General features: G+C 66.6%; 13 protein-coding genes. 10 read left to right on the top strand and 3 right to left on the bottom strand.

The features are described from left to right. Window positions 1–95: 95 nt before the first annotated feature. The 6 genes from QSJ34_RS02185 (at window position 96) to QSJ34_RS02160 (ending at window position 4,888) form a co-directional block, all read left to right on the top strand. On the top strand, window positions 96–491 hold the full coding sequence (locus tag QSJ34_RS02185) for an HU family DNA-binding protein (RefSeq protein WP_309568717.1): 396 nt from the start codon (window positions 96–98) through the stop codon (window positions 489–491). A 263-nt stretch (window positions 492–754) separates the two neighbouring features. Beyond that, on the top strand, window positions 755–1,402 hold the full coding sequence (locus QSJ34_RS02180) for a flagellar basal body-associated FliL family protein (protein WP_285569683.1): 648 nt from the start codon (window positions 755–757) through the stop codon (window positions 1,400–1,402). Window positions 1,403–1,495: 93 nt separating this feature from the next. Further along, window positions 1,496–1,804 (top strand): FliM/FliN family flagellar motor switch protein, encoded by a 309-nt coding sequence (locus QSJ34_RS02175; protein ID WP_285569681.1) that lies wholly within the window; start codon window positions 1,496–1,498, stop codon window positions 1,802–1,804. A 41-nt stretch (window positions 1,805–1,845) separates the two neighbouring features. Further along, a complete protein-coding gene (locus tag QSJ34_RS02170; protein WP_285569678.1) occupies window positions 1,846–2,691 on the top strand; it encodes a bifunctional hydroxymethylpyrimidine kinase/phosphomethylpyrimidine kinase in 846 nt (281 codons plus the stop codon). Beyond that, entirely contained in the window at window positions 2,688–3,875 is a 1,188-nt protein-coding gene (locus QSJ34_RS02165; RefSeq protein WP_285569674.1) for a hypothetical protein, read from the top strand. The genes QSJ34_RS02170 and QSJ34_RS02165 overlap by 4 nt, the downstream gene beginning before the upstream one ends. Before the next feature lie 23 nt (window positions 3,876–3,898). Next, window positions 3,899–4,888, top strand: coding sequence for a cation diffusion facilitator family transporter (locus QSJ34_RS02160; protein WP_285569671.1), 990 nt, complete (start codon window positions 3,899–3,901; stop codon window positions 4,886–4,888). A gap of 6 nt (window positions 4,889–4,894) precedes the next feature. Here the strand turns inward: QSJ34_RS02160 and dusB are convergent, their stop codons facing one another. Further along, a complete protein-coding gene (gene dusB, locus QSJ34_RS02155; protein WP_285569668.1) occupies window positions 4,895–5,875 on the bottom strand; it encodes a tRNA dihydrouridine synthase DusB in 981 nt (326 codons plus the stop codon). 150 nt (window positions 5,876–6,025) lie between these two features. Beyond that, window positions 6,026–6,637 carry a class I SAM-dependent methyltransferase gene (locus QSJ34_RS02150; RefSeq protein ID WP_285569665.1) on the bottom strand — a complete coding sequence of 204 codons (612 nt, stop codon included), beginning with the start codon at window positions 6,635–6,637 and terminating at the stop codon, window positions 6,026–6,028. A 100-nt stretch (window positions 6,638–6,737) separates the two neighbouring features. On the opposite strand from QSJ34_RS02150, the gene QSJ34_RS02145 reads away from it, so the two are divergent. Continuing rightward, window positions 6,738–7,721 (top strand): CE1 family esterase, encoded by a 984-nt coding sequence (locus tag QSJ34_RS02145; RefSeq protein WP_285569660.1) that lies wholly within the window; start codon window positions 6,738–6,740, stop codon window positions 7,719–7,721. Window positions 7,722–7,763: 42 nt separating this feature from the next. Here the strand turns inward: QSJ34_RS02145 and QSJ34_RS02140 are convergent, their stop codons facing one another. Beyond that, window positions 7,764–10,709 carry a lantibiotic dehydratase gene (locus QSJ34_RS02140; protein WP_285569656.1) on the bottom strand — a complete coding sequence of 982 codons (2,946 nt, stop codon included), beginning with the start codon at window positions 10,707–10,709 and terminating at the stop codon, window positions 7,764–7,766. Window positions 10,710–11,111: 402 nt separating this feature from the next. Between QSJ34_RS02140 and QSJ34_RS02135 the strand changes: the two genes are divergently transcribed. The 3 genes from QSJ34_RS02135 to QSJ34_RS02125 all read left to right on the top strand — a co-directional run bounded on the left by QSJ34_RS02135 (window position 11,112) and on the right by QSJ34_RS02125 (window position 13,096). Continuing rightward, on the top strand, window positions 11,112–11,264 hold the full coding sequence (locus QSJ34_RS02135) for a hypothetical protein (RefSeq protein WP_285569652.1): 153 nt from the start codon (window positions 11,112–11,114) through the stop codon (window positions 11,262–11,264). Window positions 11,265–11,670: 406 nt separating this feature from the next. Then, entirely contained in the window at window positions 11,671–12,387 is a 717-nt protein-coding gene (locus QSJ34_RS02130; RefSeq protein WP_285569649.1) for a sensor histidine kinase, read from the top strand. Beyond that, window positions 12,356–13,096 (top strand): LytR/AlgR family response regulator transcription factor, encoded by a 741-nt coding sequence (locus QSJ34_RS02125; protein ID WP_285569646.1) that lies wholly within the window; start codon window positions 12,356–12,358, stop codon window positions 13,094–13,096. The genes QSJ34_RS02130 and QSJ34_RS02125 overlap by 32 nt, the downstream gene beginning before the upstream one ends. Window positions 13,097–13,257 lie beyond the last annotated feature (161 nt).

Here is a 13,257-nt window from a genome sequence, read left to right as displayed (position 1 = left end):
TTTTTTTCGGAAAGAAAATCCTTGACCATGCTGCATCTGCGGCGTAGTTTCTTGGCAGTTTAGGAAATACAGGATTCATCAGCCTCTCGGGGCTCATGATGTTCGAAAACCCAATAAATACGGCCATCTCTTCCTGGAGATGGAATCGTTTCTTTCACCCCCGGGGATACAACTCCCCAATTTCGGAGGTTCTCATGAACAAGGCTGAACTGGTCAGCGCCGTCGCCGACAAGGCCGGCATCACCAAGGCCCAGGCTGCTGCGGCCCTGGACCAGGTCCTCGGTGGTATTGCTGGTGCTCTCCGCGCGGGCGACAAGGTCACCCTCGTCGGCTTCGGCACCTTCTCCGTCGCCAACCGCGGTGCCCGCACCGGCCGCAATCCCCGCGACAACAAACCCATCAAGATCGCCGCCAAGAAGGTTGCCAAGTTCAAGCCCGGCAAGAAGCTCGCTGACGAAGTCAACGGCAAGGGCGGCAAGAAGCGCAAGTAGGATCTAAGACTCCGGGCATCCACCGGAACGTCGAACCCACGGGGCCTGTCATGACAGGCCCCGTGTTTCATCAACTCCAATTTTTGATGGACTAACATTCCATTCATTCCTGTAGCCACAGAAGAAGGCTGCCAGGACCTATCCGATCCATTCCCGTTGAAAAACCCCCATCCCATTGGAATTGAATCTGGTTCGAGGCACGAGCACCGCAATTCAGGCTCCTCTCCCGCCCATCCGATGAAGGGGAATCCGACGAGGTCTCCATGTCCGACGACGCAGCCGCTTTGAAAAAAAGCCCCATGAAACTGATCATCCTCCTGGTGGCCGCGCTGGTCGTCCTTGGCGGTGGCGGAGCCGGCACCATGTTGTTCCTGAAGAAGCGGGCCGCGGCGAAAGCCGCGGAAGAGGAAAAGGCCAAGGCCCGCGAGGCCCAATCCCAGGGCGAACCCGCCGCGGACTCTGCCGGCCCTGGCGGCGAGGATTCCGAAGATTGCGAAGAGACCGGTGAGAAGCACGAAAGCGGGGGACACAGCGGGCCCGAAGCGGCCCCCGTCATGGTGTTGACGCGCACCGTGAACCTCACGGGGCCCCGCCGGAACGCCTTCCTGCGCTGCGAGCTGAACATCCTTTTTTGCGACAGTGAACTGGGCAAGCTGGTCTCCGGCGACAAACCCTCGCCCGAGAAGAGCCTCATCCAGTCCATCGTGCTCGGCATCCTCTCGGGCAAGAGCGTGGAGGAGGCCACCGACCCCGAGTCCCGCGAAGCTCTGCGTAAGGAGATGAAGGACAAACTGAACGAGCAGTTCAAACCCCATCCCCCGAAACCGGGCGAAAAGGAAGATCCCAAGCACAAGAAGCCCAAACGGCCCATCAAGAGCGTGCTCATCGTGGATTGGGCCATCCAGCAGTGAGGCCGGCAGTGAAGCGCGAAACGGAGCTCCTGGCATGGCCGTTGCGATGCCGGAAGCCTGAGTCCATGCTTTGACAGGACCGGCGGGAGGGACATGGCCATCAAGCGGGGGGATCGGATCGACAGCGACCGCGTGCTCAGCTTCGAGCAGGTCGTGGCCGAGGTCATGCCCTTCATCGATACGCCCCTCAAGCTGGAAATCCAGCTGGGCCAGGCCCGCCTGACCATCCGCGACCTGCTGGACCTGGAACCTGGGTCCCTCGTGGAGTTGAAGAAGAGCGCCGGCGAACCCATGGACGTGCTCTGCAAGGACCGCGTGCTCATCCGCGGCGAGGTGACCGTCCTGGAAGACAGTCTGGGCCTGCGCGTCACCGAGATCGTGGATTCCGACCGCCGGGTGTAGATCGGGCCGCCGCGGCCATCCTGTGGCATCCTGGAAGGTCCATGGTTGCCGCCCCCGCCAGTGCCCCGCCGCTCGCCCTCTGCCTGGGCGGGATGGACCCGTCGGGCGGGGCCGGTCTCCTTCGCGACGTCCTGGCCCTGTCGGAGCTGGGCTGCCAGCCCATGGCGGTCAGCCTGGCCGAAACCCTGCAGAACGGCCTGGCCTGCGTCCGCATCGAGCCCCCCGCCATGGATCCGATTCAGCGGATCGAAACCCTCGCACCGCACCTGGTGGGCCGCTGGGGCGTGAAGCTGAGCCTCTGCGCCCTGGAAGCCGGAACCTTCCGGCGCCTCTGCGCCACCCTGCGCCACCTGGCGCCCCCCATCCGCATCTGGGATCCCATCCTCGCGCCCAGCGCCGGCGTAGGGCTGCACGATGGCGAGGACCTTCGCCGCATGGCCGCCGAGCTGCTGCCCATGGGCGGCTGGGTCGTGAGCCCCAACCGTGGGGAGGCCGCCGCCTTCGCCGGGCTGCCTCCTGAGGCCATCCGGACCGCCTCGGCGGAGGAGCTCTCGCTCCCCTGGCTGAAGGCCGGTGCGGCCGCCGTCTGGCTCAAGGGCGGTCACGGGGCTGGCGACCAGGTGCAGGACGTCTGGATCACCGAGGGGCGCCTCCAGCCCCTGGAGGCCACCCCCAGGCTTCCCGGCGAACGGCGGGGCACCGGCTGTCTCCTCTCGGCCACCTGGCTGGGCCTGAGGCTTCAGGGCCTGGATGACCTGGCCGCGGCCGAAGCCTCCGCCCGCCGCCTGAGGGCCCGCTGGAACCGCGCCTTCGCGCCCGGCGGTGTGGGACGTCCCATGTTCACGCCGACGTTCGCGCCGCCCCCCGCCCCTCAGGAGACACCGTGACGGGAACCGAAGGACGGGGATTCATCCTGAACGTCGCGCCGGACGGCCCCTGGGCCGGATGGGCCGGATCCCGGTTCCTGGAAGAGGGATTGGCCTCGGTGCATGCCGCCCCCGGCAGGGCCCTGGCCCGCCTCATGAACCTGGTCTCGCTGCTTCCGGGGGGCTTCGGACTGATCTGGGACCATCCCCCGGCCTGGATGCAGGCCCTGCCTTCCGAATCCCGCCAGGGCTGGTGGGAGGCCATCACGGCCATCCCTCACCTGAGCCTCCATCTTGGTCCTCAGTCCGCTCAGCAACTACCGGGGGGCGCCTTCCGCGGCTGGGCGCACACATCGGAGATGCCCGAGGGCCCCCTGGGCGAACTCTGGCGCCAGGGCGTGATCGGATGGGTGCCACGCCCGGGCCGGGACTGGACTTTACCGGGCCTGGGCGTGGCCCATTCGGGAGACGAGGCGGGCCCCGGCTGGCTGTGGGGCGAAGCGGCTCTCGCCCTCGGCGCCCTGCCGGCCCTCGCCTCAGGAGAGGCCCTGATCGCGGCGATGTCGGAAGCCCAGGGCACCGCCGAGCGGGGCCTCGCCCAGCGCCTGGCTTCAGGAGCCTGGGTGGACCTGCCCTTTTCGCGAAGGGCCGTGGGATGGCGGCTCTCCCTGGCTGGAGGCGCCGAATTCCTGCGGGCCGGTGGCAGTTGGCCCGCGGCCCTTGGACAACTGCGGGCGCTCAAGGCGCTGCTGCAAGAGCGCCTGCGCGCCCCCATCCACCTGGGCGCCTGCGAGGATCTCCAGGTGGCCGCACTGCTGGGCCGCCAGGCCCTGCGGGAAGGCCACCCCTGGCGCGCCAGCCTGCCCCTGCCCCCCGCCCCCGGCGCCTTCACACCTGGCCTGGCGGCGGATCCGCGGGATCCCGTTCCCCTCGAGGCCCGCGCCATGCTACCGCAGGGTTGGCTGGAGACCTTGGATCATCCGCCCGTCGCGCTCCTGCGGGTGCCCGCGGTGCCTCCCGAGGCCGGGGCCCAGACCCTTCTTGGCCAGATCCAGCCCGCCCCGGCCATCCGCTGGCTGCCGCCGGGTCTGCCGCCGCCCGGGCGCTTCGATCCGGACCGTCCCTGGGCTCCGGCCGAGGCCTACCCTTTTCCTGCCGACCCCGGCAATGGCGTTCAGCGAGGCCTGTTCGAAGATCTCGGCTGAACCTGTGCATCGAAGGAATGACCATGTCCGCTGAGCACCTCGAACAGAGATTCCGGATCCGCGTCGCCAGCCTGTCCATCGTGGCGGGCACCTGTGTGCTCGGCCTCAAGTACCTGGCCTTTGCCTTGTCTGGCTCGGTGGCCCTGAAGTCCGACGCCATCGAAAGCGTCGTGAACGTCGTCGCGGCCGTGTTCGCGCTGGGAGCCGTGATCTTCGCGGGCAAGCCCGCGGACAAGGAACACCCCTACGGACACGGCAAGATCGAGCATTTCAGCGCCGCCTTCGAAGGCGGCCTCATCTCCCTGGCCGCGGTGTTCATCCTGCTCGAAGCCGGCCGGGGGCTCATCTACGGGGTCGAGCTCAAGGACCTCGGCAAGGGCCTGGCCATCAATCTGCTGGCGGGGTTCATCAACGGCCTGCTGGGCTGGTTCCTGCTCACCCAGGGGCGGAAGACCCGATCCAAGGCCCTGGAGGCCGATGGCCACCACATCCTCTCCGACTTCTGGACCACGGTGGGCATCGCCGCGGGTCTGCTGGCCGTGAAGCTCACGGGCATCAAGTGGTTCGATCCGCTCATGGCCGCCATCGTAGGCCTGCTGCTCGCCCGCACGGGCTTCCGGCTGGTGAAGGAATCCTCCCAGGCCCTGCTGGACATGGAAGATCCCGAAGCGCTCAACAAGGTCCTCGCCTCCATGAACACCGTCCGGACCCCGGACATCATTGCAGTCCACGAAATGCGGTCCTTCCGCTCGGGCCGCTACACCCACGTGGATGTCCACATCGTCGTTCCCGAGTTCTACCCCGTGCGGCGGGCCCACGACCTCTGCGAAGACTTCGGAAAGAAGGCCCTGGAGGCCGCCGACATCGAAGGCGAGGTGCACACCCACGTGGATCCCTGCGGACGTCTCTACTGCGACCGCTGCCCCGTGGAAGGCTGTGCCATCCGCCTCGCTCCAAAGACCGCCGATGCGGCGTTCACACTGGAAGATGCCACGGCCGCGGGACCAGCCTGAATTCAGCTAGGCTGCCTGGTGCCGCAGGGCATCAATGGCCGCCATGAGGGCCTGGGGGTCGCTGGCGGCGTGCAGGTTCTGGCGGAAGCCGCTGCCGCCGGGCACGCCCTTGGTGAACCAGGCGCCGATCTTCTTGATCTTGTGCAAGGCCTCCCGCGGTTCCAGCAGGTCCAGCAGGATCTGGAAGAGCCGCAGCGTCGCGTCGATGCGCATCTCCGTCGTCACGGCGAATTCCGGATCCAGGATCTGGCGGAACAAGAAGGGATTGTAGAGCGCGCCGCGGCCGATCATCACCGCGGCGCAACCCGTCTGCTCGATCATGCGGAAGGCATCCGCGGGCGCATTCACGTCGCCGTTGCCGATGATCGGATACGAGGTCCCCGCGTCCACGGCGCGGGCGATGATGCTCCAGTCCGCGTTCCCCTCGTACTGCTGGGCGCGGGTGCGCGGGTGGATGGCCAGGGCCTGCACGCCCACGGCCTCGAACATGCGCAGGAAGTCCAGGAACTCGCCGCGTTCCTTTTGCGAAGCGTCCCAGCCGGCCCGCATCTTCACCGTGACCGGCACCTTCACGGCCTTCACCATCCCCGAGACGCAGCGCTCGGCCAGGCGGATGTCGCGCAGCAGCGCCGAGCCCGCGCCGCCCTTGGTGACGTTGCTGGCTGGGCAGCCCATGTTCAGATCCACCAGGTCCGCGCCCGCCGCCGCGCACAGTTCCGCGCCTTCGGCCAGCGCCTCGGGACGGCCGCCGGAGATCTGCATGGAGAGCGGCCGCTCGCCCGTGGCCGCCATCATCCTTTCCGCCTTCACCGCATGGCGGATCAGCGCCTCGCTGCTGATCATCTCCGACACGACGAGTCCCACGCCGCCGATCTCGCGGATGAATTTCCGGAAGGGCTGATCGGTGATTTCGTGGAGCGGCGCCATGACGAGGCGGTTGGGCACCTCGACGTCGCGGATCTGGAATGGCGTGTGCGGGAAGGTCACGGGGAGGCTTTCGGATGACCCTACAGTTTACCGGATGGCTCGGGATCTGGCCTACGACCAAATCCCGAGATGGGGATGCTGCGCATCCCGAACAGGGGATCGTCTGGAAACGCTCAGCGTTCCCCAGCTCTGAATCCGGCACAGCCGGATTCAGAGCCTCCGGAACCTCGCGTACTGGAATGCCTGCAGGGTCCCGAAAGGCGTGGGATGCAGCTCCCGCGAGGCTTCCAGCAGATCGAAGCCCTCACCCAGCTGATCGGCGAAGCCCTGTGCGTCGTAGCGGCAGACCGGCAGGCCGCTGCACTTCTCCGGGCCGTCGGGCGCGAATCCTCCCAGCACCACGAAGCCGCCGGGTCGCAGGGCCTTCTTCAGCGCCTGGACGTAGGCCTGTCGCTGCTCCGGCTCCGTGAGGAAGTGGAAGACGGCCCGGTCGTGCCACAGGTCGAACTGGGATTTGGGAAGATCGATGGCCGTGATGTCGCCCACGAGGAAGGCCACCTCGGAGGCGCGCGCCCCCAGGCGTTCCCGCACGCGCACGAAGGCTGATTCCGCGATGTCGAGCAGGGTGGGCCGGAACCCCGCTTCCAGGAGTTCATCCACCAGGACCGAGGCACCAGCGCCCACGTCCAGCACGGTGGCACCCACCGGCAGCCCACAGGCCCGGATCAGCCGCGACGACTCCGTGGAGGCGGGCTGGTACCAGCTCACCGCGTCCCCCTTGGTGGCGTGGATGTGCTCCCAGTGCTCTTTGTGCTCGGTCATGACTGAAACCTCGAATGGGCCCCAGTTTAGCCTTCGACACCCAGCCAGGGGCCGACACCCCAGCCGCGCGTTCCACTGCCAGGTTGTTTTTTTACCGGGCATGGCTATGCTCCTGCGCATGATCCTTCGAAACATCCTTCCTTCCGCGCTACTTGTGGGATGCCTCGGAATCCCCGCACAGGCAGCTTCCATCACCGAGGGCATCGTCGCTACCAAGGACGGCCCCAGGCACTTTCTCGTGGCCGTACCTGCGGGGCCCGCGCAGCCCAGGCGCCCCCTCGTGATCGTGCTGCACGGCCACATGGGGAACGCCAAGAACACGCTGGGCACGGGCCTCCAGGAGCGATGTCCCCTCTCCGCCTGGGCCGCCATCGCGGACCGAGAAGGACTCGTCGTGGCCGCGCTCGACGGGGCGAAGGGCGAGGATGGGAAACAGGGCTGGAATGATGGACGACCCGGCAGCACCGGCAACCCCACCACCGATGACGTGGCCTTCGCGAAAGCCGTCATCGACCGCATGGAGCGTGACCAGAACACGGATCCCCAGCGCGTCTATGCCATGGGCATGTCCAACGGAGGCGTCTTCACGTTCCGCCTGGCCCTGGAACTCGACCATCCCCTGGCCGCCATCGCCGCGACCTGTGCCTCCATGCCCGGCGACCACGCGCCCGCGCCGGCTTCACGACCCATGTCCGTGCTCATGATCGAAGGCACCAAGGATCCGCTCATGCCCTACGAAGGCGGCCAGGTGCACTTCTACAAGAAGCTCCGCGGCGCGGTGCTCGGCACGGAAGCTTCCCTGGCCTATTGGCGAAAGGTGGACGGGCTGGGCGGTGTTCCCACTCAGCAAACGATCCCCCCGGCTGGACGCTCCGGCGATCCCACCCGCGTGACCCGCATGACCTGGGGCGATCCCGGCGGCCCCCAGGTCGTGCTGCTCAAAGTTGAAGGCGGCGGCCACTGCGAGCCAAGCCTGGCGCACAGATACGGCCTCCTTTATACGGCTGTCTGCGGCAAGCAGAACGGCGATGTCGAGAGTGCCGAAGAGGCCTGGCGTTTCTTCAGGGACAAGCGGGCGAGGTGAGCCTGCGCGGGAGTGGTCCCGCCAGCTTCCATCCGGACCCATTCAACAAGGGGCAGGCTGCCGCGCCATCCGGGACTCGTACATCCGGGCCAGGAATTCCATGAGCACCCATTCCTGCTCCCGGGGGTTGTCCCGGAACAGCCGGTTGAGGTGCATGTGTGCCAGGCTGCTGGCCAGGCTGATCCGATCCTCCTGGATCAGTCCCTGCTCAATGGCCTCGCGGATGCGCGCCAGACTGCCGGACGCCGTGGCCCCTTCCGCCGCGTCCTGGAACGCACGCTCCAGGTCCTTGCGCAGGTTTCTGAACTTCGCGCCGATCTGCACCACCGTTTCCCCGGTGTCTCCGAACTCCTTCCGGAAGGCCTCCCGGGAGGCCTGGGCGAGATCTTTTCGCTCGCGGAGATCCAACCCAAGAGCCGCCCAGATGGCATCCACGCCCACGAAGCCTGATCGCCACCGGGCTTCCATCGTCGGGCCGGCAACCAGATGTTCGAGGACGCGTCCGCTGTCCTCGAAGAACCAGGCCTCCGCCAGGGCGAAGCCGTGGGGGCCGCCGTAGCGCTCCAGCTCCGGCTCGAAGGTGTCGACCTGCCACTTCCACAGCAGCCCCTGGGCCAGGGGTTCCTTCAGGTGCCCATGAACCAGCGGCAACAGTTCGGCGAGGAGCCGGCCTGGAACGCCGTGGAAGCGAAGGCGCAGGTGATGCTCCGGATCGCGGTACCGAATGAAGTGCCAGCGATCCCAAAGCCCCTGGGCCTGGGTCGCCCGCAGGAAGGGCTCCAGTTCCACCAGGAGGCGATCCGCGCTGGCCGCTCCGCAGTAGAGCTTGAGGTAGAGCCACTCCGAGCCAGGCGGATAGGCCCTCGCACCCGAATCCTGCTGTGCCTCGGGGAGAGGGCCCAGCCCGGGCCTGTCGGGAGACGCCGCCTCGAAGGGGATGACCAGCTCGTGGGCCAGGGCGCCTTCTGGTGAGGTGACCAGGGCCTGGCCCGGATCGGGGAAACACTCCGTGAGAAGGAAGAAGGGACGCCCGGAGACAAGGTGGTGGAGGGCCTCCACCCACAGCACCCGGTCCAGGTCCACCAGCAGGCCGTTGTCGGCGTCGTTCAGCACGACGAACCGAGGAAGCCCGCGCCGCTCCCGCAACGCCTGGAAGGCCCCCCAGGCGCCTTCGCGGGAATCATCCAGGGCTGACTTCAGTTCTGCGGCTTCGATGCGCCAGCGGGCCTTGCTGAGCACGTGCCGTCCACAACTGACCCGGGGCAAGAAGGGCTGTTCGGACAAAGCCCCCCAGGACCACCCGCCCGGGCGGCCATCCTGGTCCTGCAGGCGGGCCAGGAACCGGTAGACCACGGGCCCGTGGGCAAAGTTGTGGGCGGAGGAGAGCCGCGGGACCACCTCCCGCCCGAGGCGTGCCGAGGCGAGCACCACGCGGCCTCCCCGCACGGTCACCCGGAGATCCGATGGCAGGATCGTCTTCTCATCGGAAACGCCCGGAGTCGCGAGGAAGGGGATCTCGTACACCCGCAGCGCCGGCCTCGCGAGCACGTTGCCCATGCGCCCCTCGGGCACGTGGACCACCTCGGCGAACAGAGCCTCGGGGCAGGCTGCTTCCTCCTTGCGCAAGTGGTCCTTCAGGACCTGCTCCAAGCCCGGATCGCCCGAGGCGAAGCGGCCGAGCCAGCGTGCGGCGGTGGGCCCGGAATATTGCTCCATCCAGAATTGAAAGGTCCCGCGGTCCAGGGTCTCCGGGCTGTCGGCCGCGAGAGAAGTCAAGGCCGCGAAGGAAGGCGGGAAGCGCGGCGGGTCGGGGTTTTCGAGCGCCTCCACATCCGCATCGCTCAGCTCCCAGATCCGAGTGTCGTGCCATCGATGGATCTGCTTCAGAAGGAATTGATCCCGACGGGACAGCAGGCGCGGCCTTGAGGCGCTGGGAAAGGCCAGGCCCTCCAGTAGCGGCGAATCCAGGGGCAGGCCGCCATCGAAGCCGAGGCCGCTCTCCTCGTCGAGCACCTCCAGGAGGGGCATCCACCGGGCGCCGTACCGGTCGAGAAAGGCCACGCGGAAGCGATCCAGGGGCCCTTCGGCGGGCGGTGGTGTGAGCCGGCGGAGGGTCTCGGCACCATCTTCCAAGGCCCGCTGAACCAGAGGAGACAGGGTCAGGTCCGTCACCGGTCTGAAGAGATCCACCTGGAGGACATCCTTCGTTTCAGGAGAAATCCCGAGGCCCGCCAGCGAGGCCGCGAGGCCGCCGTAGCCTTGGGGTTGGGTTCCGATGGGCGCTTCCCGAGCCGTCTCCAGATCCCTGGCCACGGCCTCCAGCGCTTCGGCTCGATGCCCGGCGGTGGGATCCGATCGCAGGAGGGCGGTGACCCAGCCCATGGGATCGGGACAGGTCAGCGGTGGATGCAGGTTTCCGCAGAGGAACCGGGCCTCGATGACCTGCTCCAGAAACGACCGCGCTTCCGCGGGATCCACCGCCATGCGGTGGGCCAGGCTCGAGGTGAGGTCCACCAGGCGGGCCCCCTCCCGGGCCTGCTGCAACACGACGTCGAGGTGGGCCGTGGCTTCCACCGCTTCCAAGTGGTAGCTCCGCTCCTGGCCCTTCCCCGAGGGGCGGCGCTCGAGGTACCGGTACCAACCGCCGCGTGCATACAAACTCGAGTTGGGCCGGTAGGTCAGAAGGTTCCGAACGTCGGCCTCCTGCTCCAGGCGGTCCACCGCGGATTCCAGAACACCCCAGTCGAGACGCATGACTTTGCGGCCCTCCCGCCAGGCCGGCACAGACAGGCGGCTGGTGCTTGTCCAGCTCCCCAGGGACACGCCCGCGAACAGTCCGAAGGGCGTCGCGCGATGGCTCATCCGGCTGAGGTACTTCAACAGAGCCCACTCCAGCCGCCGTGCCGCCGTGGGCTCCATCGAACCGTCCTGCCAGGCCTCCAGTCGGGAAGCCAGATCCGGGGAGGCGAGGGCGACCGCTTCGCGCACCGCCCCATCCTGGATCAGCTGACGGAGGCGCTGGCGCAGCGCGTTCCGGTCTTCCTCCAATCCACTCTCGGAAGGGGCCAGGCCATGGGCTCCTCCAGGATCAGGGGCACAGCGTGAAAGCGCGTCCGAGGCCAGCCCCGGCGTGCGGAGTACGAAGAACGCTGCAGTCTGGCAAGGGGGCCGATGTGTCATGGCGTGGCTGCTTCCTTCACCTAGAAGAACAGGACCCACCCAGGAATACAGCCATCCAATCCCGAATTCGAGCCGGCCGCCGAAAGGTGTTCGAAGCGCCCCCCAACGGTTGAAGTCGTGCTTAGATACCGTTCATGGAAAGGATTTGGCTTTCATCCCGGCAAGCCTCAGAACCGTGGTTGCGCCCCATGGCGCTACCCGGGAATTCCCATGAACAGCCGCCTCTCCTTCCGCAAAGAATCCATCCAGCGTTCGAGCTCCGCCAGCGAATCGCTCCACCAGGCGCAGAAAGCCCAGGGCTTGAAGGCTGCCCGTGAGCAGAAGCCCTTCTCCTTCACCACTGTCCTCACGACGCAGGGATGACGGGCCCGAATTCGCCGAGCTTGGTGATCGCGGAGCCCTAGGATTGACGAATTCTTGGGCTTCTTGTTTCCCCCTGGCCAAAAACTGGCGATTCATGGGGGTCTGCTACGCGATTTTGGTGCTGCTGATTCTCCAAGGGCACTGGGCGGGCCACCGACTCGGATCTAGCTGGATCTGGATCAGCGCCATCTCCTCCCCGCTAACGCACATTGGAGCCTTTGCCCTGCTGGCTCCCTTGCCTTGGATCCTGCCCCGCCACTTATCTTCGCCTTGGAATTTCATTGTTGGCTTCGCTCTTTCGATCCTCATTTGTGAACCAATCTCGGCCCTTCTCCCACTTCTTGACGCTTGGATACTCGCTCATGGAAGCCTCAAATTCAGCCTGGGCAAGGTCGTGGAGCTCTATGTGTCACTGGTTGGTCCAGGCATGATGCTCGTCGGTGGTTTGGTCGCCGCCCGCGCCCGTTCCGAGGAGCTGCGGCAGGCCTCGGTCGCCGAAGCGCGGGTGGCCAAGAACCGGCTGCTGCAGAGCCAGATCCATCCCCATGTGCTCTTCAATGCCCTCAATGGTCTCGCAGAACTGGTCAACAAGAACCCCAAGGCGGCGGAACGAGCCATCCGGCACCTCTCGGACCTGCTCCGGCGCATCATGACCGCTTCGGAGTCCATGCGGATGCCCCTCGGGGAAGAGCGCAGGGTCATTTCAGATTTCCTGGCCCTGGAGGCCATCCGGCTGGAGGATCGGCTCAGGGTCACCTGGGAGTGGGACGAGGGTCTGGATGCCATCGAAGTGCCGCCGCTGCTCGTCCAGCCCCTGGTGGAGAACGCCATCAAGCACGGCATCGCCCCCAGCATCCGCGGCGGGGAATTGATTCTCCGCGCCCGGAACCAGGAGGGGGTGATTCATCTGGAAGTCTGGAATTCCGGCGTGCCCTATTCCGATCGACAGGGAGGAGGGGGCCTGGGCGTGAAGAACCTGCGTTCGCGGCTCTCCCTGCACTTCGGCACGAGCGCCAGCTTCGAGGTAGGCCCTTCGAACGAGGGCACGCTTGCCTGCATCCGCCTGGAGGCGAACCAAGTAGACTATGCCGATGAAGCGCTTAAAAGCCCTGGTGGTCGATGACGAGCCCCTGGCCAGGGAGCGCTTGTCGCGGTTGCTTCAGGAAGCGGACTGCGCGGTCGTCGGCGAGTTGAGCGACGGACAGGCCCTGCTCCAGTGGCTGAAGCAGCCGCAGGAGCTGGATGTCATCTTCCTGGACATCCAGATGCCGGGCCCCAACGGCATGGAGGTGCTGGCAGAGGCCCCGTCCTGTCCGCCCGTGGTCTTCGTGACCGCCCACTCCACCTACGCCGTGCGTGCCTTCGAGCTGGCCGCCGCGGACTACCTGCTCAAGCCGGTCTTCGAGGACCGGTTGGCCAAGTGCCTCCAGCGATTGCGCCAGAACCTCGTCAGGCCCCTCAATCCCAGCGAATTGAAGACGCTGCTCCCGCCTCCCGTGCGGTTCCCCATCCGCGCGGGCGACGGCGAGATCTTCATGGAACTGGACCTCATCACGCACTTCGAATTGCAGGATGATCACGTCTGGGCCTGCCGCGGCATGAACCGGTACGTCACCCGCTGGACCACCCTTTCGGAAGTGGAACAGGCCTTTCCCGATGATGGGATGCTGAGGATCCAGCGCCACCTGCTTCTGCGGCCCAAGATGGTCCGGGGCATTCGACCCGCCACGGTCGGGCGGGTCAAAGTGATGATCGCCCCGAAGGTCGAACTGACGGTCAGCCGCGCCATGACCCCGAGAATGCGAGCCTACCTGCGGACCGAACCGGACTGAAGGCGCAATCCGGACCAGTGAGACCTTGGTGAAGGAATGCCCGTTCGGGGGTAGGAAAACCACCGTTCGGCGGAACTGGATTACAAGCGACGGGTGCCCTCCCTATGATTCTGGCCATAGGGCTGGCCCAGGCCGGCCTAGGCGAAGACATCGACATCCAG

The sequence above is a fragment of the Geothrix limicola genome (assembly GCF_030268085.1).
GTDB classification, from domain to species: Bacteria; Acidobacteriota; Holophagae; order Holophagales; family Holophagaceae; genus Geothrix; species Geothrix limicola.
The sequence above is the reverse complement of the archived record's forward strand: the minus strand, read 5'-3'. Positions and strand labels throughout refer to the sequence as shown.